Genomic DNA, 24,332 nt, shown 5'->3' on the forward strand with positions numbered 1-24,332 from the left:
AGGAACCCTTGACTAACTTATTACTGGCACTGATTTATCTGGCTTTCATCAGCTTAGGGCTGCCTGACGCTCTACTAGGGTCGGCTTGGCCAGCAATTTATTCAGATTTTATGGTTACGGTTTCCTACGCTGGGATTGTCTCAGTGATTATTTCCCTAGGAACCATTGTTTCCTCCCTGCTATCAGATCGTTTGATTTCCTGGCTAGGCACCGGGAAAATCACGGCCATTTCAGTGGGGCTAACTGCGGTAGCTATTCTGGGCTTCGGGTTGGCTCCCAATTTCTGGGTGCTTTGCCTCTGTGCTATTCCCTACGGACTGGGAGCTGGCAGTATCGATGTGGCGCTAAATAACTATGTGGCACTACATTTTAAGAGTTCCCACATGAATTGGCTGCACTGCTGCTGGGGGATTGGTGCCACGATTGGTCCTTACATTATGGGAGCCGCCCTTGCGGGAGGCAGCGGCTGGCGCGGGGGATACTGGTATGCCGCCTGCATACAGCTGGCCATAACTGCGATATTGTTCCTAAGCCTGCCCTTGTGGAAACGCGGTGAACAGGCCGACTCTGCGGCTGTTTCTAGTAGCCATCCTGACAGAGGAGCAGAAAATGATGCGCCCGTAAAAGCTCAGGAAATTCCGGAGCCGAAAGTTCAACCTGCGCCCCCTCGGCATCTGAAACTTTCCGAAGTGGTGCAGATTCCGGGAGTGAAAGCCATGATGGTCTGCTTCTTCTGTTATTCCGCGTTAGAACACACCATCGGGTTGTGGGCAGCAACTTACTTGCGGTTATTTAAAAACATGGATGCAGCTGCGGCTGCTGCCTTCGCTAGCATGGTGTTCTTAGGGATCACCCTAGGGCGAGCCATCAGCGGTTTTCTGGCTATGCGTTACTCAGATCAGCAGATGATCCGCTCGGGAATGATCCTGACAGCTTTGGGACTGCTAATGCTGCTTATTCCCGGCTCAGCCTCGCTGGCAGTGTGCGGGATCATGGCTGTCGGACTTGGATGTTCTCCTATTTATCCAGCGATGATTCATTCCACCCCGCAAATTTTTGGGAAAGAGCGCTCGCGGGCAATCACCGGGGTGCAAATGTCCTGTTTCTTTGTGGGAGTCCTGATTATGCCACCGTTATTTGGGATTGTGGCTGATCATCTATCAGTGGGGTTACTCCCGGTATATTTGAGTATTGCTCTTGGGGTAATGGCGTTTATGCAATCTCGGCTAGTTCGCCGAATGGTTCGGTAAGTTTGGTATTAATTCCTTCCTTACCATCAGCTGCCTCTGGGAGATAAGGAAAGTCTTTGCGGGATCTCTGAGGCTATGTATCTCTAAGTTTAGACATTTGTCCCAGGAGTCTGCATAAATGTGCATAAATATTTAGGAAGATTGCAAACCTATGCTCGGAGCCAAATTTGATTTTATTCAAGATAATATTTTTATTAGGTAAATTTTTCTAAACAGAGTTGTTGACCGTAGTAAAGCACATCCAATTTATTTAATCGGTGTACAGAAAAGAGTTAGCCATGTCCCAAAAAGAGTTGAGTGCCGCCCCAACCGAACAGGCTGCCGACAAAACAGCCATCGATGCACTCGTAGCAAATGCCCAACAGGCACTGGCAGAATTTGAGAATCTCGATCAGCGTACCGTAGATATTATTGTGGAAACCGCCGCCCGAAAAGCGCGGGAAGCCCATGCGGTGCTGGCCGCCGAGGCCGTAACTGAAACCAAACGCGGCAACTTTGAAGACAAAACCGTAAAAAATATTTTCGCTTCCGAAGTTATTGCCCAAGACTTAGAAGGGCAAAAAACCGTAGGAGTGATTTCCCGTGATGAGTTCTCCGGGATCGTGGAAGTTGCGGAGCCAGTCGGGGTGGTAGCGGGGCTAACCCCGGTCACTAATCCCACCTCGACCACTATTTTTAAAGCCTTGATCTGTCTGAAGACTCGTAACCCGATTATCTTTGCGTTCCACCCCTTTGCGCAGAACTGTTCGGCTCATGCCGCCAAAATAGTTTACGAGGCCGCGCTGGAAGCTGGAGCGCCTAAAGGATGCGTACAGTGGATTACCGCTCCTTCAATGCAGGCCACTACGGAGCTAATCAACCATCCGGGAGTGGCGGTTATTTTAGCTACCGGCGGTAACGCCATGGTCAAAAGTGCTTATTCTTGTGGAAAACCGGCGCTAGGTGTGGGGGCCGGAAACTGTCCTGCCTATATCCACGAAAGCGCCGTGGTTAAAAACGCCGTTAATGATGTCACCATTTCTAAGTCTTTCGATAACGGCATGATTTGCGCTGCCGAGCAGGCAGTGATCCTCGACGAAGCTATTGCTGACCAGGCGCTGGCAGAGTTTCAATCTCTTGGATGTTACCTGGCAAACGCGGAGGAGAAAGCGAAATTAGAAGAGCTGCTTTTCGGGGCGCGTGCGGGAAGTGAAGAGTGTAAGAACGCCAAATTGAATGCGGCGATTGTGGGACAGAAAGCCTCGAAGATAGCAGAAATGGCCGGTTTTAGCGTCCCCGAAGATACCCCGGCTATTTTGGTGCCCTGCTCGGAAGTTAGTTACGACGAGCCGCTGACCCGAGAAAAGCTCTCCCCAATCTTGGCGGTATTGCGTGCGAAAAATGCCGCGGAAGGTATTGATTTGTCCCGCCAGATGGTGGAACAAGATGGGCTGGGACACAGCGCGGCCATTCATTGCCGCAAATGGGAAGTTATTGACAAGTTCGCCACAGAAGTTAACGCAGTGCGGGTTATTGAAAATTCCCCGAGTGCTTTCGGTGCTATCGGGGGTCTTTATAACGCGATGGTGCCCTCGCTGACTCTCGGCTGTGGCTCTTATGGACATAACTCCGTGTCGAACAATATCAGTGCAGTTAACCTGCTTAATATCAAACGGCTAGCCAGGAGGAACCCGGTAATGATGCCTTTCCAAGTGCCTAATCAAATTTATCTCGGATCTGGCTATATTCGGCAGCTAGCTAATCTGGAGCTGGGTAACAAAATTACGGTGATTACCAATCAGCGTGCCGCCAATAGCGGGCAATTGGATGTGGTGATGCAACTACTGTATGCCCGCAGCAATAAAATATCTGTTCAGGTTATTGATGATGCGGAAAGGCATTTCAGGACCCAATATCTGGAGAAAAAAGTACGTGAAATCGCTGGGTACGCCCCGCAGACGGTTATTGCGGTGGGGGAGCGAAGCGTTATCAATGCTGCTAAATTCCTACGTCTGTTCGCGGCCTGCCCCGAGTTATCGGTTAAGGAAGTATGTGCTGGGCATATTGCTTTGCCAGCCCACATTAATTCTCCGCAGCTTATCTGCGTTCCTACTATTACCGGAGGGCGCGCTTCAGTTGCGCCTTCGGCTGCCATTACTGATGTGAATACGGGGTTTGCGCGTCCAGTTAAATCGACCGCATTCTTGCCGCAAATTGTGGTTATGGATACCAGCTTGGCTCCCTATAGCCGAAAAGATACTCTGCGGCGCGGTTTCCAGGGGGTCGCCTGCGCGATCGAGGCTTATACTTCGACCCAAGCCAGTGAATATACCGATTCTTTGGCCCTGCATGGCCTAGAGAATGTCTATAAGGCGCTGTCGCAGGTGGTTAGTGCTGCGGAAGAGAGTCAAGAATTAGCTGACCAGCGAGAAAAGGTGATTGAAGGGGCGTTCTTGATTTCTACCGCCCAGGGGAATACCGCAATGGGGTTGGCCGGTTCGCTGACCAAGACTTTTGCTGCCGCTTTTGGAGGCAGTAATCAGGAATATTTCCCAGCAGTACTACCCAATGTGGTGCGGTTCTTAGGAGGACGGCCGCGCAAGTTTGTGGCTTCTCCGAACTATCTGCGTTTCCAGGCGCCCCAACAGCTGGCTGAGATTTGTCGTCGACTCGGAATCGAAGCTCGAGAAGAGGACGCTGGTGCGGCTCTTGCCCAGGCTTTGGAAAACTTGGTTTCCACCTTTGGGGTGCCGTTAAAGGTACAAGACTTCGAGATTTCGGAAGCCGATTTCCTGGCGCAACTGCCCGAGCTAGCCCAGCGTACTTTCGATCGCGAGTCCTACTCGGGTACGCCCCGTAAAGCTACCATGGCGGAAATAGAAAGTATGCTCAAGGCCTGCTATTACGGGAAAGAGTTCGTTTCTTAACAGCCAACAATAGGTCGGCGGGGACGTTTTGGGAGCGTCCCCGCCGACCTATATTCGTTATGGTTCCTAACGCGCTTGCCTCAGCTAGAGGGTGGGGTCAGCGGCGATTACCTCTGCTATCTCAGCTTGCGTAGGGGCGTAAGCACCCACCTTACTTACCGTAAGTCCCGAGGTAATAGTTGCCCGGTGTAGGGCTGCTTGGATATCGCTGAGGCGAGCTTGCCGGAGCCGTTGTTTGGCTTCGGTCGAGCCCAGCATTCCCGCATCTAGCAGTCCTGAAATCAGGCCGGCCATAAAGGAATCCCCGGCTCCTACCGTGTCTTTGACCTTGATGTTTAGCGGATCGACCGCCAGCATATCCCGATCATTAGCGCACAGGGCATAGGACGCCCACGGTCCCCGGGTAGCCACAATCAGACCCGGTCCCATAGTCTTCCACTTTTGCAATACAGTTTCGATGGGAGTGTCCTTGCCGTAGAGCCAAGCAATATCCTCATCGCTGGCTTTTACCACATCAGCTAGGCTGATTAGTTCTTCGATCCGCGGACGCACTTCCTCGGGAGTGCCCATCAAAGTAGGGCGCACATTGGGGTCATAGCTGACGGTTCCTTGAGATGACATGGCCTTGACCGCCGCGACCACTGCAGAGGCGCCCGGTGCCAAAGTGGCGGCGAAACTTCCGGTATGCAGGTGGCTGAGACCACTGACCTCCGGCAGGGGCGGGACTTGCCATTCCAGGTCGAAATCATAGGTCGCTTGCCCATTATCGTCGATTTGAGCGTTAGCTATCGGGGTTTTCTGAGCGTTAGCGCTACCAGGCACCACGCTAACCCCGGCGGAAGCTAACTTTGCTTCTAGGTTCTTACCGCGCTCGTCTTTGCCCCACCAAGAAGCCAAGGAGGTGGGGTGGCCTAAACTAGCGACTCCGCACGCTACGTTAAAAACGCTGCCCCCAACTTTTTCTTCCACAGTACCTGCACGTTTAATAACATCAATCAGGGCTTCACCCAGGCAAAGTACGGGACGCTCAGTTGGTTTCATATCGGTCATGATAATTACTCCACACCTAGTTTCTTGGACATTTCTGCAAGGGGAATCCCTTTGGTTTCCGGCATGGCGTTTAGTACCCACAGCAGCTGGCCGCACATGCACAGGAAGAAGATCAGGAATGACCAGCCGTGTTTATCTTAGCAAATGCAGTTAATGCCTGGATGGAGTTATTAGGTCAGTAAGGGCTGTCCCGGTAACCGCCTTTGGTTACCGGGACAGCCCTTAGCAACTATTTGGAGTAGGTACCAGCTGGGATAGTTCTATGCGTGTTTCTTGACACGGGCGCGTGCCCGGCTGATCAGTAGAACTATTAGGAATAAGACCCCATCGGTAAATGCCATCATCGCCGAGGTGGCAAGGTTGAAATGCCAAGCGGTTATAAAACCGATTATTGCGCTGATTACCGCAATAATCAGGGTGAAAGCAAATATTTTCGGGAGAGAATTAGAAAGTAGAATCGCAGTGGCTGCTGGGGTTACCAGTAGGGCAATCACTAGAATGGCGCCCGCAGTAGAAAAAGCCACCACAATAGTTAAGGCCACCAGAACCATGAATATAGTTTCCACCGTGCGGATGGGGAACCCGATGACTCGGGCTGATTCCCTATCGAAAGTCACAAGCTGCATAACTTTATAGGTGAGCAGTAAAAATAGTGCGTTCGCTAAGAAAATTATCAGCAGCATCCACATAGCGCGCGGACCAAAATCATAATTGCTGATTATCAACCTTTCGGTATCTAAAGCCAGCAGGTTCAGGTCGCCGGTCAGTACCGTATCCTCGCAGATATGTACATGTGCCAGCGCGGTGGACAGTAAAATTACTCCGCCCGAAAATAGCAGGGGGAAGATAACTCCTTGACTGGCATCCTTAGGTAGTAAACCGGTGGATTGGAGATAGTTAGCTCCCAAAACTACGATCAACCCAAAACCGGCGGCAAGAACCACCATTATCGGAGAATAAGTGGATCCAGAAAGCAACGCTCCCAGCACGATTCCGGGTAGGACTGCGTGGCTCATGGCGTCCACCAGCATGGATTGACGACGCAACACCAAGAAGGTGCCGGGCAGGGCGCAAGTTACCGAGGTAGTAATTGCTAGTAATAAGGCTGCAAGTACAAAACTCATTTCAGATTAACCTCGGGGTCTAGCTGGGACTTGTGACTTAATGTTCCGGTTGATTGGACAAGCGCGGAGGGAGTGCCTCCTTCCTCCACCTTTGTCGGTGAGAAACATAGATGGTTAGCTATTACCGCAGGATTAGTAGGCTGTTCTTTCCAGGAATTACCCTGAGCGAGGGAGGCGTTATCTTCCTGCTCGTGCTTTATATTTTGGATATGCCGGCGGCGGCGATACCGGTAAGCCAGCAAAGAGCGGTGCGGAGAGAAAACTAAAGAAATAGCTAGAACCAGCGAAAGGATGACTACGATTACCGGTCCAGTAGGCACCTTACCGATGGATACTGCCAGATAAGAACCAAAACCGCCGCTAAGTGCGCCTATTGCTCCAGCTAGTAGGAATAACACCGGTAGATGATCGGTCCACTGCCGGGCGGCAGCTGCGGGGATGATAGCAAAAGCAACCATCAATACTACCCCTACAGATTTAACCCCAATCACGATACCTACGGTGGTGCACAAGGTGACAATGGCGATCAAAAGGTTACCGGAAAAGCCAGCTGCCTTGGCGCCTACGGGGTCAAAAGCAAAGAGTGAGATCTCCTTCCAGAAAATCGCGACGATCAATAGAGCGGTAAAACCTAGGATAGCAACGGTGAACACATCGATTTGACGCATAGTGGCGGCATTGCCGAACAGGTATTGTGCAATACCAGAGCGTCCAGAGAAATGGGAAAAGGATAATAGCCTCAAGGCCACCATGCCGCCGCCATAATAGATGGCCAGAGAAATTGCCATGGCGGCTTCCACTCCCACTTTGGATTTTTCTGCTATTAGATTGGTGGTGGCAACAGCCAGCAAGCCGGAAATTGTGGCTCCAATCGTCAAAACTAGGATCGATTGTCCATCCGCGCCCATTAGCGAAGCAATTACGAAGGCTCCCACAATCCCGGCAATGGAACTATGCCCAATAACGTCAGAAACTAGGGATTGTTTACGCACGTAAAGTAGGGATCCGAGGGTTCCGGCGAAGAAACCCACCAGGATTGCTCCCGCGGTCATCACACGAAAACTGTAGGTTCCCCAAAAATCACTTAGAGAGATTAGTTCCTGGGGGAAAAGGCTAGAGAGGTTGGTGAGGGCGAGCTTCATGCCAGCGCTCCCTCGATTCCGTATGCCTGGGAAATGTTCTTAGCGGTAAAGGTAGTGTCTAGGGGGCCGGAAGCCACCAAGTTTCCTTCGCGAAGCAGCAATACTGAGGAACAAAACTCTCTTACAGTAGCTAAATCATGGTGTACCAGGAGTACGGTTTTCCCTGAGCTAGCTAGAGAACGCAGTACCTGTAAAATCGTCTTTTCGGACTTCATATCAACCCCAGCGAAGGGTTCATCCATAACTAATAGATCAGCATCGGCGGCCAGGGCGCGCGCCACGAAGGTGCGTTGTTTTTGTCCTCCGGAAAGCTCAGAAATCTGGCGGCTCGCTAGATCGGAGATATCTAGTTGTTCCATAGCTGCTTGCGCCGCCTGATGCTCTTTTTTCCCCGGGCGGCGCAGCCATCCTAAGTGGGTATAGGTTCCCATTAACACCACGTCTTTTACTCGTGCGGGAAAATCCCAGTCAATTGAGGCAGACTGGGGCATATAGGCAATGCGCTTGCGTACCCGGCTTAAGTTTTTCCCAAAGAATTCAGCTTTCCCGCTGACCCGGGGAATCAGTTCCAGCATCGCTTTGATCAAAGTAGATTTTCCGGCTCCATTAGGGCCAAGAATCGCCATGATTTCTCCGCTGGGGACGGTAAAACTCACCCCGGAGAGGGCAAGACGATCTCGGTAAGCGGCGCTGATGTTTTCCACCACGCAAGGGGGAGTGCTCACTGGTACGCTGGCAGTCTGTTCTCGGGAGTCTTCTGGGGAAGAAGTGTTTTTGGAAGTCATGGAGTTAATACCTTTAACGAAGATAACTGAATGATTTGGGAAGAAAGAGGATGGGCGCTAGGAAACTTGGAGACGGCGAAACCTAGCGCCCATCCTGGCACTCAGATCGCGTTCTCTATGAGAGTGCCTTTACAATAGCTTCCACATTGTGCTGGAAAGCTCCCAGATAGGTGTTGGTGGGGGCTTTCTCGCCAAGGGTGTCTGCATAGAGCTCGGTGTCGGAGAGTTTAACTTCCCAACCTTTGGACTTCACCATTTCTTGGAGGTGCTTTACTACTTCCGGGCTCTTGAGGTTGTCATAGAAGATAACCGGAACTTTTTTGCTAGCAATAGTGTTTGCCAGTTCTTCCAGCTGTACCGCAGAGATTTCCGATTCAGAAGAAACCATATCGGTAGCCATAATGTCTAGTCCGTAGGTGCGTCCCAGGTAGTTGAAGGCGTCGTGACCGGTTACCAGAGTGCGGTGATCGGCAGGAATTTTTTCAAATGCAGCTTTGGCCTTTTCGTGCATGGCCTGAATCTTGGCGTTATATTCTTTGCCGTTCTTGAGGTATTTGTCGGCGTTAGCTTTATCTAGTTTCGCGATTTTTTCGGCGGTAGCGGTTACCGCGTATTGCCATCCGATCGGGTCATTCCACACGTGAGGGTCATGACCTTGGATCTTGCCATCTTCTTCCCAGTCCAGCAGCATTTTTTTCGGAATGGCTTCTGCGGCGGGCAAGGATTTATCGCCCAGACCATCGAACTGGCCCATCATTTTGTGTTCCATGTCGTGACTGGTCCAAACCACCAGGTCCGCTTTTTGGATTTTTTCAGTGTCTTTGGTGGTGAGTTCTTGAGTGTGGGGATCGCCTCCGGGGGCTACCAGGGTAGTAATCTCGGCGTCGGGGGCTATGTTTTTCACCGCGTCGGCGAGGTAACCGGTGGTGGCAACAATTTTTAGCTTTCCATTAGCTTCATCCGCATTATCGGCGGCACCATCTTTGGCGCAACCTCCCAGGGAAGCTGCTAGTGCCAGGGCGCAGATACCGGAGACTACGGCTTTCAGTTTCATGTATCCTCATCTTTCATATTATTCGGTCACCCGAAATATTGGTTTAGGTTAGGTGAACCTGATAATAAAGATAGTTATCAATTGGAAAAAAGAAAACTGACGTTTGTCCTATAGGGGGTGCTTGCTGTGTTGACCTGCATAAAATCCCTACTCTATGAGGTTTTTCATAAACTAGGGGCTGCTGGTGAATCTCGGGTGTGGAGTGAATAGTTGGAGGGTGTAAATTTAGGGGATCCTGAGTTAGTAATTAATTTTGTCGGACTTTCCTATGTGGGAAAGTCCGACAAAATCTTTGCTGGGTGATTAGATTTCTTGGTAACTTCTCTAAGGTTCCGCGCTAGTTATGTAACCGCGCGAATGCCCATTAGAGCCTGACTAACCGCTAGTCATTGGCGCGTTGCTGCAGCAGACGTAAACGTCGATGTAGCGGGTGGCTGGCAAAAATTGAGGCGGCTGTAACCGCCAAACCAGCCAGCATTAACAGGCTCATTTGGGCTACGGAATTCTCTGGAGTTTGCCCGGTATGTTCCTTTAGCATTTGCACCATCGGCATGGCTGCTGCTAGTCCCAAAATGGCTCCTCCCAGCACGGATACCGCTAGGGGGCCCAGGGTTTCCAGCCACATCGAGCGCAGTTCGAAGCCGCGCGGGGCGCCCATTTTTGCTAAAGCCCGGGACTGCTCGGCATTTTCAATCACCGTTGCCGCTTGGGTAATCAACATGGCACAGGCACAAAGCGCGAAACTGACCGCCAAGGTAATCATGGTGCCAGTTTGGAAATCCCAACGGGTGGCTGTAATAAAGTTGTCAGCCAGGCGATCAGAATCTTCCCCATTGACCAGTACTGGCGACATGGCTACGAAACCCGCGAGAAAAGCTAAGAACCCCATACCGCTGACGCGCCGCCAAGTAGTCTTGGGGTCGGCCACTATTCGCCGAGACGCCAGTACCATCGCAGGAATCGGCATCTTTGCCAGCAAGCGGGCATTTAGTTGCAACAGGTAGGGTCCTAGTAAATTGAACCCTAAAATAACTACCAGGATAATGCCCGAGACTATCGCTATCGTCCAGGTTTTTGATAGCCCTACGGTTGCCTGACTGACTATGAAAGCGGCGGAAAAAATAGCTACCGCAGCTACCAGTCGCCAAATGCGCAGCGCCGGTTGGCTCGCCCGGCGGGTTACTCCCAAGGGAGAAACTCTTACCTGCTGCATTCCCCACCAGGAAGAAAGCTGCCCCAGCAAGATAATTACCGCTAGCACTATCAACAGCAGCCACCAGGGCAGCAGCATTTCTTTAACCGTTATATATTTGGCTTCTATTTCAAGAAATGTCCAGGCGGGCAGGGTAGCTAAATAAAGGGCAGTACCGATCAGGGAACCGATAGCTGCTTGGATTAGGGTATCTAACAGAGTCATCTTGGTGACCTCCGCAGAGGACACCCCCAATAGTCGCAAGGAGGCTAAACGCTTTTCGCGTCCTCGTGCCCCCAATACAGCTGCCTTAGTAGCAAGCGAGCTTAGAGAGGGGAGGATCAGGGCGCAGGCTAAAACGGCTAACAGGAAATAGAACTTTAGAATGATTTCGAAACTTGCGTCCGCTTCAAGTAGCTGGGCGGCAATTCCCGTTGGGGACATCCAGCGGTTATAAAACATATAGGTGCCGCCAGCAACTGTTAATGCCAAGCCGGTACATACCGTGTAGGCCAGGATGGATGCTAAATAAAGCAGAGATTCACCCTGGCGAGAGCGGAAACGGGCTTTAGTGAGATGCCAGGTTAACCAGTTTAGGTTTTGTGCGCGTGCGGGGGTAACCAGGGTGGCTGTAGTAGTACTCGACATTTACGCCCTCCCGGATTGTGGAGCTAGCGCGCGATCGGAATGGATTTGGCCGTCCCGAATCTCGATCAGACGCGAACACCATTGCGCAACGTTGATGTCGTGGGTTACCAGCACTAATGCTGCTCCGCATCGTTGAACTTCCCGGGTTAAGATTTCCATCATTTCGTATCCGGTAGCTTGATCGAGGGCGCCAGAAGGTTCATCAGCAAAAACTACTTTCGGGTTGCCGATGAGGGCGCGAGCAATTGCTACCCGCTGTGCTTGACCGCCAGACATATCTCCGGGACGCCGCTTTTTCAGCTCAGGAAGTCCCAGTTGGGCGAGTAGTTGATCTGCGCGCTTTAAAGCTTTTGGCAGCAGGGTGCCGGTCAAGACCAGGGGGAGTGCCACGTTTTCGCGGGCAGGCAGCTCGGGGATGAGTTGCCCGTCTTGGAACACAAACCCGAACTGGCTAAGCCGCAGCCGGGAGCGCGTTACATCTTTTTGTGCCGCGATATCCTCGCCCCGGAATAAAACTTTTCCGGATTCGGGAACCAGGACGCCGGATAGGCAATGCAAAAGGGTCGATTTTCCGGACCCAGATGGTCCCATGATTGCCACCGACTCGCCCTCGTGAATTTGGAGAGAAACCCCGGAGAGAGCGTGGACGTTTCCAAAACTTTTTGTAATGTTATCGGTGCTGAGCACCTCTTTTTCTTTATCTTGATTCATACCTTCTATTTCAGTCCGCCTGCCGGGCCCAGGGAACAGTGCTGAAACTGATTTTTAGGTATTGCCAAAACCTACCCGGAGGTAGAGCTGCCACTACCTAAAAGGAAGAGTGCGCCCTCCGAATGCTTTTCGTTGCGGACGAGAGTTTCCCCGGCAGGGTCTGATTCCCTTTGAAGAATGGGAGCCCCGAAAGATGGGCGCAGTAACCCACTTTGGGCAGGTGGCTAAGAAACTGAGTTTACGTCCTCTAAAAATAGCGAGGAAACCAATAGTTTGTGTGGCTCCCTATGAGTATCGTGGAAATATGAAGTTCGGTATGCGAAAACCTAGTCCTAAGCGTTCCTACAAGGCAGCGACCTCAGGTAGAGCTAAAAGAGCCGCTAAGCGCGCAGTTAATCCCCTATATGGCAAGAAGGGAATGGGATTGTTGAAGGATCCGTCGCGTGCGATCAAAAACGCTATTTATCGGCGCACCACCTTCGGTTGGCGCGACCTCTTTAAGTAGCCCGTAGCTTGCTGCCTGCCTGAAGCGGAAACAAGCTGTAGCTATTCGGCAAGGGGTTGGCTAAAATCAAGGTAGGTAACGGGCTAGGTGCTCGTTATGTTATCCAAGCGGGGAGCTAAAATCCGATGACTTTGTAATCTCTACTCAGCTCAGCTGAGACGCCGCCCTTAATCGTTGCGTCCTGGAGATTATTATGCCTGCCATCATTCTCGAAAATATTTCTTTTGCATACTCCTCTAAACCGCTGCTCGAAAACATTAATTTGCAGGTAGGGGAGGGTGAGCGTGCCTGTTTGATTGGTCCCAATGGTTGCGGGAAAACCACCCTGCTTCGCATCGCTTCCCAGGATCTTTTGCCAGAACAAGGCAAGGTCAAGATCGTGGGAACAAACACTGAGTTCTTCCAGGTGCCGGCGATTGAACATTATCGTGGAAGTGCCAGAGATTACCTCGAATGCGCGTTGTGTCCTCTGCGAAATATCGCTACCCAGTTTCAGGACGCAACCAATCAAATTAGCCAGGGAGATAGTGCTGTTCATGCGGAACAGTGTTATGACCGGCTGCTTGCCTTAATGAGCTGTTTTGATATTTGGTCGCTCGAGGTGCGGCTCACTGAAGTTCTGACGAGGATTGGCTTGGGGGTGCTCACAGGATCAGGATGTGACCGCAGTTTAAGCAGTATGTCCCCGGGGGAGCGGGGGAGGCTGCAACTGGCGGTCACGCTAATCATGAAGCCCGAGGTGTTAATTTTGGATGAACCCACCAACCATTTAGACGCGCGTGCCATCGATTTTCTAGTAGAAACCGTTAATAAGTGGAGAGGCGCGGTTTTGATGTCGAGTCACGACCGGGCGTTTATTGAGGACACTGCCACGGTTATTTACGATATGGACGTAGCACTATGGAATGAACTAGCTAAAGCTACTGGTAGTAGTCAGGTTACTGGTCTTTATCGCTGCGCGGGCGCCTACTCGAAATATTTAGCCGAAAAAACGAATGCCCGCCGCAAGCGTCGGGAATTACATGCAGCTCAGCAGGCCGAGAAACGGTTACTGAGAAAACATCGCCAGGAAGCTAGCAAGATAGCTCGCGGGGGCTTACGCCTGGCGAGCGCTGAGGGTAAAGCCAAGAAGTTTTTCGCGGATCGCGCTGCTGCCACCGCGCAGCGCCGAATGCGAAATGACGATAAACGAGGCGAGCATCTTAGCAACCAGGAAGTGCGTAGACCCCGTAGCTACGACCTGTCTTTCGAGCTCAATCAACCCGCTGTAAGCACCGGAATCGCGGTGGCTGCGCGTCATGCCGCAGTTGCCGGACGTCTGGCGCCGGTCAGTTTTGATCTTTCCTACGGAGAGCATCTACTGGTCACTGGTGCTAATGGGTCAGGTAAATCTACCTTATTGAATTGGATCTATAGTGGGCAGCCACCCGAGAGCGCGCAAAGTAGCGGCACAATCACCGGCGAGCGGAAGGTCGGACTGGTTCCTCAGCAGCTTCCTCAGGAAGGCGACCCCGGATTCACTAGCCCTATTTGGGAAAACGGTATTGGCGAGGCCGGGAAAGGCGTCCTCCATCCTTCCCTGTGGACTAAGCCCATTCCGGAACTTTCAGCCGGTAACCAGCGGCGAGCCCAAATTGCGTTAGCGCTGGCCACCTCTCCCGCCTTGCTTGTAATTGATGAGCCCACTAACTACCTGGACTTGGAGACGATGCAAGCGCTGGAAGAAGCCATGAAGGCGTGGACGGGAACTCTAGTTGTAGCAAGCCATGACCGGTGGCTAATCGACCATTGGAAAAGTAGAAAAATTTATATTCACTAGCGCTTGCTATAGTTTTCATCTTTCATAGATATCGCGGCGGTGTCCCAAAACATTTTTTCCGTGCCATAGCGAGCCGTATTTTTCTGGCCTTGCAGGCATGTGCAATTCTTGGCGGTGATTCCGTAAGGGAAGCAAGGGAAAGCTCTTGAATTTGTACTGACAGATATTTTAAAATGTATGTGCAAATGTTGAAAGGAGGGGCTGATGGGAGCTAGCACTTTAACTGTCAGAATTGATAGCGGGTTAAAAGAAGAAACAGCGAAAGTGGTGGAGAACTACGGTCTTGATTTGTCGTCGGTGATCCGCGCATTTTTCACTGAAATAGTTAACACTGAGTCCATCCCGCTATCCCTCGACTATCGGCGACCTAATGCCGCGAGTCTGGAAGCTATTCGTGAAACCGAGCAGATGATCGCGCGCGGTGAAGGGCAAACTTATGAAACTGGCCGGGATGTTATCAAAGCAGCGTTAGCATGAATGGGAGGCTTACAGCCAAGTTCACTTCTGCTTTTAGTAGGGATCTAAAGAAAAAAGCTGCTAAAAGACAGTGGAATCTCGATGAACTTGAGGCTGTCATTGATCTGATTTTAGAAAACTCGCGTGAATCGCGCGGTATTCTGAAGCAACGCCACAGAATGCATAAGCTCTCGGGTCAATGGGGTGGGAGCAATGAGTGCCACGTGGCTAATGCGGGTGATTGGTTGGTGATTTGGAGAACCTGCGGCCAGGTTGCCTATTTTCAACGAACCGGAACTCACGATGAACTTTTTCGTAGGTAAAGAATGGATAGTGGGGGCAACTTAAAATGTGGGGGGGGCAGCCACAAGTCATCTAAAACTGGGCGGTGATTTTAATGGTTCCGCCGCATGGAAAGTTTCTTTAACTTGTGCTGACGGTTATTTATGTTCTGCGTACAAAAACCTTTAGAGGTGGGAAGGGGTTAGCTTTATCTATAAACCAGTTAGATTCTGATGCTTTCAATCTCTATTCATGTGGAGGTTATTTTCGAGAGCAAACTGGTAGATATCTCTGGTTAGTGCTTGTGAATGCCAGCGGACAAACCTTCCAGAGGAACTTTGACGCATGGCTTGCAACGCAAAAGTTCTAGCACCTTGTAATATTTTCGGATATTTTGGCAGATTCTTTTTAAGTCACCGCTGTTAAACACTACTTGGTCGGCGGACGTTGAGTCGTAGTTTATTCGGTCAACAAAGAACCCTCGGGTATTACGCTTCCAAGGTGTCAATAGGGAGAGCAGCCTGCTATGCGAAAACGTTCCGACAGGATATTGAGACAGGAAAGTCCCGAGGCCTCCCTTCTCGGGAAGAAAAGAAGTTCCAGAGTCCCGGTAATTAGTGTTGCCCAACGACCTCCTGCAGTACTCGGATAATCTGAAATCGTCCAATATAGTCCTTCAAGCTTGATAGCTTCGGGAACCAGATTTGTTAAAGCAAAAACCAAATCGGCGAGTATGAGATCTCGGAATTCATCAGGAACCTGTTTTAGAAACTTCGAGGATTCATTTCCCAAAGAAGGTAATTTTTCTTTGATGCCGCACAAATCGTATGGACCATCCCCAAGTACCCAAGAATGTTGTTCCTCCACCGGTACTGCTTTATCCAGTGTTGACGGTTGATTGTGACCTTAGTTCAGAGCACGATTCCGCAAAGGCTTACCAGATTCCCGAAATCTGCGAATTTCGCTATTTTCTATTCTGGTCAAGTCCAAGTCTTGGGGTACAGGCATGAACCATAACTTCTCTATGTCATCCCAAGCTTCATGATGATTGGTATGACTATGCCGGTGCTGAGCAAAACGCGTCACTACATTCTGTGCTTGACCGACATAAAACTCACCGTTGAAAAACTGGAGGATATAGATACCACGGCGCCGTTCTGGAATTAACGCCGAAATTGATTTCAACTGGGAGACATTAAAACGCAAATACTTAAGGTTCATTTGACCAAGACTTGTACTATCAGAATAGGTCATCGTGTGATCCGGTTCGGGTTAGTATCAGAAGCAGCTCGCTTCGCTCGACACGGTATATCAGTAACCAATCTCCCTCGAGGTGAATTTCGCGATATCCCTTCCACTGTCCCTGCAGTGCGTGGTCACGATAGCGGGTTTGCAACTCGTCGCGATCCTGAGCCATTAGGGCTGCAACTGCGTGTGCCAGCTTCGACGGATCGTAATGCCTTTTGAACAGTGCTTTCGCGTCGCGTTTGAACTGGGAGGTGCGAAAGACTTTAGTTAGCTTCATTAAGATCCGCCATTAACTCGGTGACGGTATCAAAGGAAGCTCCGGTGCGGGATTCGGCTTCAGCACGAGCCAGTAGGTTGGCTGAATTTTCCCGGCGCGGCGTGAACGGAATACCGTTGCTGGCAATCGACTGCCTCAGAAACATGTTAATTGCAGTGCTCATATCTAACCCCAGTTCGCGGAACAGCTCCGCTGCCTGTGTCTTGGTCTGGTCATCAGTTCGGAACGATATATTGGCCACCAGAAACACCTCATTTCAGGCAATTGCTACTACTATGTGCCTACATTAGCATTAATTTTGCGCGTAATTAATAGCTTTGAAAATATCTTTACTGCATGAATGTTCCCGATAGAGGGTTAATTACGTGGATGACATGCTGTCAGATTGGCATTCAAGGGGAGCGGGTAGTTGCACCTGCGGTGCCTACCCTTACTTTGCTCGGATTGGAAACGGGAAAGCGAACTTTCGTCTCAGCTATCCGAATTTTAGCGTTATCCCGATTTCCTGTATCTATGTAAATCTGCAGATAAATCAAGTATAATCACCGGTGAGTTGGATTTTTATGTATGTAGAATCCGCATTTAATCGAGAGAGGAAAATTATGATTCTTGATAGACCTCGGCATAGATTGTTTCTTGCCGGCAGCTTAAGTTTACTTTTAGCCTTGAGTGCAACTACTCCCGCTTTAGCAGCCGGAGGCGCGCAGTCGTCCGCAGTTAATACTGTAGAAAGCGGCGCAGATCCGGCAGCTAACAATCTGCACAAAACCGAAAATTATGTTAATTCAGACCTCTCGGTTCTGCCGGATAATGTGAATTGGGATGGTAAGCGTAAGGGGTTAGGGGATACTAATACTTTCTACGAGGCCGTTAAACTACCCGACGGTGCAACTCCCTACAGTGTTGTAGATATGCGAAAGTTTCCCGGGGTAAATGAGCCTCTGATTAAGAATGCTAAAGAGTTTGGCTGGGATCTAAACAAGGGTGCCATCAGCATTTCCAAGGAAGGAAAAGCGTTTAAGAACGGCACCGGGGAATCGGGAATTATTAATCCGGAAAATAAGAAAAATATATTTTGGTTCGGAAAATACCGTAAAAGTGCAGAACCAGGAATTAAGAAAAACGAGAACAAGGACTTGATTGCTAAGCTCGCATGGGATCCCTGGATTGCTGCAGGCTCGACCGCTATTAAAGGAGCTAAAAAATCCATCCCGCCCGCCGGTGATTACTGCAAGCTAAGCAAGCAGAAATATGAAGGGTTCACGTTTTGGGACACATGCGATAGTCCCGACGTTAATAAGGACACCAAACAGTTCTTTGAAGATTACAGTGCCGCGAAAATCGGTAGATATGAGATGTTGGCGCGCGCAGATTTAGAGGATGGTACGCACCTCATATTTTCTTTTACTCGTACAGTTTATCCTCGATTTAATTCCGGGGTTAAACAGGCAGTCGATGTCACCCCTGGAAGTGAAATAGTTATTACCCCATCTTGGGTATCCAATGGAAATAAGGGCGGCACTGACCAACTACAGCTGCGAATCTATGACGCTACCGGAAAACAAATTTCTGATTACCCAGACTGGAACACAGATCGTCCGGTAATGCTCTACAAGGGTGATACCAATAGGCCAGAAGTTGGAACCCAAGGTTTTGTTTGGAAAGTCCCGAAAGGGGTGACCCGAATTTTCACCACTTTCCGGCAAGCAGATGAAACTAAGGATCATACTGGTCTTGCAAAGAAGAGCGCGGTTGCTCTCACCGGTTTCACTGGTGCAACTGTCACCACCGGATCGCATCTCACCATGTCTAATGCGGGTAGCAACGATGCCTCGAAACAGATCGTGAATAAGCCGTTCGATTTCTCCTTGGGGATTGTAAATGACGGCTTTGCGGCAACCGCGAACGGAGAGTTCTCCGCGTCCCTGCCCAAAGGCGTTACTGCCAAGGCAGTATCTGTACTGGCAGGAGGGAAAGAAGTCCCGGGAACGATCAAGGATGGGAAAATTACTGTTCCTCTTGGAAAAATTGAAGTGGGGCAAAAAGTAGTTATTAAACTGCGTGGCCTAGTACTTCCTAATACTAAAAAGTGGAGTTTGGAAAATCCGAAACTGGCATACAATACCTTCGCACTAAACGGAGGTTACACCGATGCAGCTGAGTTCCAAGATCCCTTCCATATTGTGCATCCGTACACGATTTCTTTGATGGCAAACCAAGCACCTAGTGCAGCCCCGTCAACGGAGTCCAAGCCCGCCAAGAAGAAAGCCCTACCGGGAACTGGTGCCATAGCAACAGAAATTATGGTACTAGCTGGGATATTTACCCTAGCCGGGATTACGTTACTTGTCGTTCGGCGTAAATACGGAAAATAACAATTAAATAATTTAAGGTAAGGGCTCTGGATGTTATTCCAGAGCCCTTACCTATATCCGATGGATAAGCTGCGTAAATTTGGTACTAACCCCACCTCAGAGCGGGTGTTCGGTCGCTGCGCTCCCTGCGACCCTTCTTCGCTCGTCGAATAAGCAAAAAGAGCAAGCTCTTTTTGCTTGCTCTCCTCTCTTCGAGCGGGTAGTAGCACCCTTGGTGCCTACCCTTCCTCACTCCGGTCACAAGCATTCAAGCACGTTCCGCGCTTGTGCTTGCACCTCCGTTCAGAGCGGGTAGTTGCACCTGTGGTGCCTACCCTCCTCGTTCGTCGAATAAGCAAAAAGAGCAAGCTCTTTTTGCTTGCTCTCCTCACTTCGAGCGGGTGACGAGAATCGAACTCGCCTCTACAGCTTGGGAAGCTGTCGTTCTACCGATGAACTACACCCGCGTTGGCATCTAGCCGCCTTTAGAGTATAACCAGTACCGGCGCTCCACTCAAAACGAGCGGTTAAAGTGAGAACAAATGACCGACAATGAAGGAGTATGCGGCTAACTTGGACTCATCAACACCAGGGAGGGACAAATGACTTTCGTAGTAGCGTTAGCGGCGATCTGCGACGGGAAACTACTGTGCGCGCAGCGTTCCTACCCGGAAAAACTACGCGGCAAATGGGAACTACCGGGCGGGAAAGTGCGCGAGGGTGAGGAACCGATAGCAGCGTTAGTGCGGGAAATAAAAGAGGAACTCGATTGGGAGATTCCTCCCTCGCAGCTGGGGCAGATCTTACCCGGCCCGCTCCCGGCGGGGAACTGGCCGCTACTAAAAGGTGCCCAGATGCGAGTAATGCTTTACCATCCCCGGGAGCTACCTGCCCTGCAAGCAGGGGATTCGCACCTAAGCTTACAGTGGAGTCCGGCAGAAAAAGTAACGCAGCTAGACTGGCTAGAACCCGATTTGCCTATCGCCGAAGCGTTAAGTCGCCTCCTCAAAAAAAACCAGCCTAGCTGCGTCCTCAACATAGCTAACAAGCCAGCGGAGCCTAGACCCCAGCTAACTTAGCATTAACTATCTTTTAGCCCCATGGCCTCAAACAACAGGTAGATTGGGTGGACAGCCGGCTTGCCGCCGCCCTTCTCCAGTTGCCAGCGGCAAGTCTCGGTATCCGAAACTACCAGGTCAGAGTTGGTGCTCTTAATCTTGTCGAAGGCGGTCTTACCTACTGCCTGCGCAATATCGTACTTTTCGCGTTTCAACCCGTAGGTGCCGGCAATCCCGCAGCAGGTGGCTCCCGATTCGTGGACGGTCAGCCCGGGAATCTTATCCAGTAGCTGCTTGCCCGGGGTACCGATCCCCGTGGATTTGAGCTGGCAGGGAGCGTGATAAGTAACCGTCAGGTTCATCGGCTCCAGATTATCCAGGTCCAGTTCTCCCCGGTCGTATAGATCCAGCAGGAACTCGGAAATATCCCAGATGCGCCGCGAAACCTGCTCGAGCTCCTCATCTTGAACTCCCAGAATCTCGCGGGCTTCATGCTTGACCATGCCCACGCAGGAACCGGAAGAACCAACTATCGTTAGGTCATCCCCGGGGACATTCAAATCATGTGCCAGTTTGCGAATCAGCTTCTTGGCCCCGTCGTAAAGACCGTTAGACTGCTGCGCTAGACCGCAGCAGCCATGAGGCGGTACCAGCACTTCGTATCCCAGGTGCTCGAGGATCTGCACCGAGCGTATAGAGGTGGTGGTTTCGAAGAATTCACCTGCACAACCGTGGAAGAACACGATCTTGCCCTTGGTGGGAGCAGGGGCAGTGCGGGTGTGCTTCTTAAACCATTTTTCAAAACTGAACCCGTCAGCCACTGGCATCGGTGCTTCATGGTGAATCCCGAAAGTCTTCTCCACGATCTGACGGATCGGCTTTTGTCGGAGCGCCCAGTTCGCCAGCGGCGCCACCGGGGTCATCGCCTTACCCATAAACATGGTGTTCGAAATCAGCACGTCCCGCAGCGGACGTCCATTTTGCTGCTTCATCGCGGCACGCGCCACGTTGTTGAGCTCTGCAACCTTCACGCCTTGCGGGCATACCAAGGTACAAGTCCCGCAGCTGGAACAGTAATCAATGGTGTGGTCAACCGAAAGCCCCTTGCGGAAACGCTCCGCCTGCGGACCGACATATTTTGGCCCCGGGAAAAGGGGAGTGACCGCTGCTACCGGGCATTGGGTTTCACAAATCGTGCATTTGACGCAAGCATCCAAGCTGGCGCGCATTAACGGATTGAACTCGGGTTTATTACGTAAATCCTTAGTCATTGGTATCCCCCAAAATCGTGTCACAAGCCCGCAAAGCGGAAGCTAGAGCAATGCCGTCACCGGACTTTTCCCGCCACCGGGTGGCTCCTGCTAGCAACCCGCCAGCGGCATACAGGTTCTGATATAGCGGATCCCCGGAAGCATCCAGTACCCGCATCTGGGAATCAACCTGCACCCCCACTTCGAACAGGGGCTGGTCTGGACCCCAATAGTCTTCGTGCACCAGCGGTCCTTCTGGTATTGCCAGCGGTAAATTAAAGGCTCTTTCGGTAACGTTCCAGTAAGAATCCACATGTAAAGTACCGGATTCAAAGCCGCCACCAGCGTAGATGAAGTGCTTAGCTTTAAGGGTCGTCTCCGAGCCAGCAGAATCGAAGGTCACGGATTCAACCCGGCCATCACTAACGTTAAGGCCGGTTACTTCACTGCCAATAATGTAGCGTACTCCCAGATCCCGTACCATTTGGGTGAGGGTCTCGTTAATCCGCATCCCCGGAATAGAGGGCGGTAGAATCGGGATCTCGAACACCTCGTGTCCCAAGCGGTGGGCGATATCCTTCCAGGCGTTCCGATCTTTCAATCCCAACACCGCGGGCAAACCGACTACTTCCCCGTCTTTCAAATGACGTTTAATCTCGTCACAGAATTTGGCGCGGAAATCTGCGGTGTCGAGGGCGCGGGCGAAGTTCAACCCGGAAGTGTCGGCCTCGTCATGGCGTACCGGGATATCGATCCAGATATGCCGGGCAGAAACTTTACCTCCGCCGGGAATCTCTTCTTTTTCCAGATTTTCGGCTACCAATTGGGGATAAAAGTCTTTGAGACGGCGCAGTCCCACGATTACGTACTTCTTGCCGTCCTCAGGCGCTCCCGCCAGCATGGAAGGCTGGGGCAAGCAGGTGGGGCGCCAAGCACCTAGGCAGGTAGGCAAGAATACGTTCTTATCGGGGTTGCCGGCGAGCAATTCTGTCCCTAGCTGCTCTTTCAGCCAGTTAGCAGCATCGGCCACCGCCTGAGAGCCCAGTTTCCCGTAAGGGTGGGACTGCGGTAACTTGTCGATCGCCGTTAGCGGGTTATCTACTCGCTCCGGGCTGTATCCATATAGGTCAATAGTGCCTTGACCCAGCTGGATACCCCCGATACCTTTGGTGATTAAATCAACTTCCCGTCCGGCCTTAAGGAGTCGAACTGCAGCGCTAAGACCGGAAAGGCCAGCACCGATTACTACTACGTCTCTCACGCTAGTGCCTCCTTTACGGCTTCACGTTCCTGTTTGTCGCGTTCTTGCTCGACCGGGTTGAGTGCGACCTCGCTCAGTTGTCCTTTGCCGGGTGCGTGCTCCAGGTCGAAAATGCCCTGCATAATCCAGTTGTCGAGGGCGGTTTCGCGGGTAGACTCCCCGAAAAGAATCGGTTTAATACCAATCCAACGGTTCTTCATAAATAGGGAAATCATATTGGTTGCCCGCTCAACTGAGGCGGCGCCCTGCTCGTTAACGATGCCGGCGCAACGCATGGAGCAGAATCCGCCTTGACACGGTCCCATTCCTATCCGGAGTTGACGACGGAGATCATCGAGAGAAGCACTCGGGAATTCCTTAATGGTTTCTTCCACCATCCGCCGAGAGACCAGTTCGCATTCGCAAATAATCTGGTCTTTATTCCACTCTTTTTCCCGTGCCTGCAGGCGGTCAGTGAGTCGGTGCTGCCGGGCACCCTCTTGACCGGGAACCGCTTCCTGGGCGGTGCGACAAGGACGATCATCCTTCATAATGTCGCACATAATGTTCACAGCGCGCTCGGCCATCAGGCGGCAGGTAGTTAGCTTGCCGCCCGCAACGGTAAGCATGCCTTTGACCCCGTCGCGTTCCTCATGATCCATAACCGACATGCCGCGGGACATATGGCGCGAATCAGTCGCTGCCACCCGGTTGTCTTTTACCAGCGGGCGAGCCCCTACCCATACGTGCAGAGGACGAGAATGACGGAATCCCGGCAGGAGGGCGTCCCCGGCATCTAGCATTTGCTGGACTTCTTTGTCTTTTATCTGTAGGAAGTCAGCGCTAGGCGCCACCTGGTCGGTGGTGCCGATAATCGCAACCTGATGGGCAGGAACAATCAAGTCTCCATCCGAAGGATAGATACAACGATTAATTACGTGTTGGCAGATGCGGTGATTCATGGCGATCATGATCCCGGCACCCGGAACCACGTTCACATCATGGCAGCCTGCCATAGCAGCGATTTCTCCAGCCCAAGGACCGCCACAGTTGATGATGAACTTACAGTCGATGTGGACTTTTTCCCCACCGTTCTTATGATCCTCGCAGGTGACAGCGCTGACTGCTCCGTTGGTGACTTCAATACCGGTAACCCAGTGGTAGGGGAGGATTTTGGCACCATACTCTTTAGCGGAGTGGGCAAATCCCCACACCATCTTCCAACCATCAATAGTGGCGTCCTGCACCGCGAAAGCTCGCTTAAGTTTCGGGTCGAGACGAGGCTCGCGTTTTAACGCTTCGGCCGGCGAAATTTCGTAGGCCGGAACTTTGGTTTTATTGGCACAGTCCAGGAAAATATCTGCGTGCTCTTCGCTATCTTTCGAGGTAGTAACGAAGAGTCCACCGGTATCTTCAATGGCATGGGGAACGACTTTACGTAAAATTTCGTTCTCTTCTGCACATTCAGTTGCGGATTCGGGATCCGATTTTACGTAGCGTCCTCCCGAATGCAGTAATCCGTGGAACCTAGCAGTGGTACCTTGGGCTAAATCCACCCGGTCTACCAGTGCGGCTTTGAATCCGCGCATGGCAACGTCGCGTACTACGGCACTGCCGGTGGCTCCACCACCAATCACCACCACATCGACTTCTAGTTTTCTCACCCTTTGCCTCCAGAATCGAACGCAGCCTCGCTGCCGCGCGTCAATGACTGCCCCAGAATCTGCTCCTGTGGCTCTTTTTTAGGGTATCGCTCACGCTTAAATCTCGTGCGGATAGTGAAGAGTTTGCACATATTCGCGCCGGATTTTTTTGTAAATACACGTCCTCTCATAAGCTGAAAGACTTTTAGCTGCAATTGGTTCCCCCGATGGGTTTGCACAGATTTGCAAACCCATCGGGGGAAGGGATTATTTTCTGAACTGCGCGTTAACCAGGGGAGGAGGGAACAAAAAGTTTAGGCATCTTCCGCGCTGATTTT

Annotated in this window: 22 protein-coding genes and 1 tRNA gene; 8 read left to right on the top strand and 15 right to left on the bottom strand. The window is 51.3% G+C overall.

The genetic code is table 11. The annotated features are described in order from the left end of the window. Window positions 1–8 precede the first annotated feature (8 nt). A complete protein-coding gene (locus F605_RS0105245; RefSeq protein WP_022864847.1) occupies window positions 9–1,250 on the top strand; it encodes an MFS transporter in 1,242 nt (413 codons plus the stop codon). Between the two features lie 278 nt (window positions 1,251–1,528). Continuing rightward, the gene (locus F605_RS10025) at window positions 1,529–4,156 is read left to right on the top strand and encodes an aldehyde dehydrogenase family protein (RefSeq protein ID WP_022864848.1); all 2,628 of its coding nucleotides are present in this window, start codon (window positions 1,529–1,531) and stop codon (window positions 4,154–4,156) included. A gap of 84 nt (window positions 4,157–4,240) precedes the next feature. On the opposite strand, the gene F605_RS0105255 is transcribed toward F605_RS10025, so the two are convergent. The 7 genes from F605_RS0105255 to F605_RS0105290 form a co-directional block, all read right to left on the bottom strand. Further along, window positions 4,241–5,197, bottom strand: coding sequence for a carbohydrate kinase family protein (locus F605_RS0105255; protein ID WP_156005312.1), 957 nt, complete (start codon window positions 5,195–5,197; stop codon window positions 4,241–4,243). A 269-nt stretch (window positions 5,198–5,466) separates the two neighbouring features. Next, a complete protein-coding gene (locus F605_RS0105265) occupies window positions 5,467–6,330 on the bottom strand; it encodes a metal ABC transporter permease (protein WP_022864850.1) in 864 nt (287 codons plus the stop codon). Beyond that, window positions 6,327–7,472 carry a metal ABC transporter permease gene (locus F605_RS10030; RefSeq protein ID WP_022864851.1) on the bottom strand — a complete coding sequence of 382 codons (1,146 nt, stop codon included), beginning with the start codon at window positions 7,470–7,472 and terminating at the stop codon, window positions 6,327–6,329. Before F605_RS10030 ends, F605_RS0105265 begins: the two co-directional genes overlap by 4 nt. Continuing rightward, entirely contained in the window at window positions 7,469–8,257 is a 789-nt protein-coding gene (locus F605_RS0105275; protein WP_022864852.1) for a metal ABC transporter ATP-binding protein, read from the bottom strand. The genes F605_RS10030 and F605_RS0105275 overlap by 4 nt, the downstream gene beginning before the upstream one ends. Before the next feature lie 115 nt (window positions 8,258–8,372). Next, window positions 8,373–9,311: a metal ABC transporter substrate-binding protein gene (locus F605_RS0105280; RefSeq protein ID WP_022864853.1), complete on the bottom strand. Its 939-nt coding sequence runs from the start codon at window positions 9,309–9,311 to the stop codon at window positions 8,373–8,375. Window positions 9,312–9,693: 382 nt separating this feature from the next. Continuing rightward, window positions 9,694–11,151 carry an FtsX-like permease family protein gene (locus tag F605_RS0105285; RefSeq protein ID WP_022864854.1) on the bottom strand — a complete coding sequence of 486 codons (1,458 nt, stop codon included), beginning with the start codon at window positions 11,149–11,151 and terminating at the stop codon, window positions 9,694–9,696. Then, the gene (locus F605_RS0105290) at window positions 11,152–11,862 is read right to left on the bottom strand and encodes an ABC transporter ATP-binding protein (protein WP_022864855.1); all 711 of its coding nucleotides are present in this window, start codon (window positions 11,860–11,862) and stop codon (window positions 11,152–11,154) included. It abuts the gene before it with no gap. A gap of 109 nt (window positions 11,863–11,971) precedes the next feature. Between F605_RS0105290 and F605_RS11535 the strand changes: the two genes are divergently transcribed. The 4 genes from F605_RS11535 (at window position 11,972) to F605_RS11310 (ending at window position 14,965) form a co-directional block, all read left to right on the top strand. Continuing rightward, window positions 11,972–12,367 (top strand): hypothetical protein, encoded by a 396-nt coding sequence (locus tag F605_RS11535; protein WP_022864856.1) that lies wholly within the window; start codon window positions 11,972–11,974, stop codon window positions 12,365–12,367. Window positions 12,368–12,560: 193 nt separating this feature from the next. Next, complete coding sequence (locus tag F605_RS0105300; protein ID WP_022864857.1) at window positions 12,561–14,186, top strand: ATP-binding cassette domain-containing protein; 1,626 nt, start codon at window positions 12,561–12,563, stop codon at window positions 14,184–14,186. A 204-nt stretch (window positions 14,187–14,390) separates the two neighbouring features. Further along, window positions 14,391–14,663, top strand: a complete 273-nt coding sequence (locus tag F605_RS0105305; RefSeq protein ID WP_022864858.1) for a type II toxin-antitoxin system RelB/DinJ family antitoxin — start codon at window positions 14,391–14,393, stop codon at window positions 14,661–14,663. Continuing rightward, window positions 14,660–14,965: a type II toxin-antitoxin system YafQ family toxin gene (locus F605_RS11310; protein WP_022864859.1), complete on the top strand. Its 306-nt coding sequence runs from the start codon at window positions 14,660–14,662 to the stop codon at window positions 14,963–14,965. The genes F605_RS0105305 and F605_RS11310 overlap by 4 nt, the downstream gene beginning before the upstream one ends. A gap of 463 nt (window positions 14,966–15,428) precedes the next feature. Here the strand turns inward: F605_RS11310 and F605_RS0105315 are convergent, their stop codons facing one another. The 4 genes from F605_RS0105315 to F605_RS0105325 are packed head-to-tail and all read right to left on the bottom strand — an operon-like array spanning window position 15,429 to window position 16,690. Further along, on the bottom strand, window positions 15,429–15,791 hold the full coding sequence (locus tag F605_RS0105315; RefSeq protein ID WP_022864860.1) for a hypothetical protein: 363 nt from the start codon (window positions 15,789–15,791) through the stop codon (window positions 15,429–15,431). 39 nt (window positions 15,792–15,830) lie between these two features. Beyond that, complete coding sequence (locus F605_RS11315; RefSeq protein WP_081639148.1) at window positions 15,831–16,178, bottom strand: GIY-YIG nuclease family protein; 348 nt, start codon at window positions 16,176–16,178, stop codon at window positions 15,831–15,833. Next, window positions 16,165–16,449, bottom strand: a complete 285-nt coding sequence (locus F605_RS0105320) for a type II toxin-antitoxin system YafQ family toxin (protein WP_022864861.1) — start codon at window positions 16,447–16,449, stop codon at window positions 16,165–16,167. Before F605_RS0105320 ends, F605_RS11315 begins: the two co-directional genes overlap by 14 nt. Beyond that, window positions 16,436–16,690 (bottom strand): type II toxin-antitoxin system RelB/DinJ family antitoxin, encoded by a 255-nt coding sequence (locus F605_RS0105325; RefSeq protein ID WP_022864862.1) that lies wholly within the window; start codon window positions 16,688–16,690, stop codon window positions 16,436–16,438. The genes F605_RS0105320 and F605_RS0105325 overlap by 14 nt, the downstream gene beginning before the upstream one ends. A gap of 424 nt (window positions 16,691–17,114) precedes the next feature. On the opposite strand from F605_RS0105325, the gene F605_RS0105330 reads away from it, so the two are divergent. Further along, complete coding sequence (locus tag F605_RS0105330) at window positions 17,115–18,824, top strand: LPXTG cell wall anchor domain-containing protein (protein ID WP_162138275.1); 1,710 nt, start codon at window positions 17,115–17,117, stop codon at window positions 18,822–18,824. A 375-nt stretch (window positions 18,825–19,199) separates the two neighbouring features. Here the strand turns inward: F605_RS0105330 and F605_RS0105340 are convergent. Further along, window positions 19,200–19,270: transfer RNA gene (locus F605_RS0105340), tRNA-Gly, on the bottom strand. 135 nt (window positions 19,271–19,405) lie between these two features. On the opposite strand from F605_RS0105340, the gene F605_RS10040 reads away from it, so the two are divergent. Beyond that, window positions 19,406–19,882, top strand: a complete 477-nt coding sequence (locus tag F605_RS10040) for an NUDIX domain-containing protein (RefSeq protein WP_022864865.1) — start codon at window positions 19,406–19,408, stop codon at window positions 19,880–19,882. A gap of 2 nt (window positions 19,883–19,884) precedes the next feature. On the opposite strand, the gene F605_RS0105350 is transcribed toward F605_RS10040, so the two are convergent. From F605_RS0105350 to glpA, 3 genes are read right to left on the bottom strand one after another with little or no spacing between them, the layout of a single operon-like run. Beyond that, window positions 19,885–21,132 carry an anaerobic glycerol-3-phosphate dehydrogenase subunit C gene (locus tag F605_RS0105350; RefSeq protein ID WP_022864866.1) on the bottom strand — a complete coding sequence of 416 codons (1,248 nt, stop codon included), beginning with the start codon at window positions 21,130–21,132 and terminating at the stop codon, window positions 19,885–19,887. Further along, the gene (glpB, locus tag F605_RS0105355; RefSeq protein ID WP_022864867.1) at window positions 21,125–22,372 is read right to left on the bottom strand and encodes a glycerol-3-phosphate dehydrogenase subunit GlpB; all 1,248 of its coding nucleotides are present in this window, start codon (window positions 22,370–22,372) and stop codon (window positions 21,125–21,127) included. Before glpB ends, F605_RS0105350 begins: the two co-directional genes overlap by 8 nt. Next, entirely contained in the window at window positions 22,369–24,015 is a 1,647-nt protein-coding gene (gene glpA, locus F605_RS0105360; RefSeq protein WP_022864868.1) for an anaerobic glycerol-3-phosphate dehydrogenase subunit GlpA, read from the bottom strand. Before glpA ends, glpB begins: the two co-directional genes overlap by 4 nt. Window positions 24,016–24,332 lie beyond the last annotated feature (317 nt).

Source organism: Varibaculum cambriense DSM 15806, assembly GCF_000420065.1.
In the GTDB taxonomy this organism is placed as follows: Bacteria; Actinomycetota; Actinomycetes; order Actinomycetales; family Actinomycetaceae; genus Varibaculum; species Varibaculum cambriense.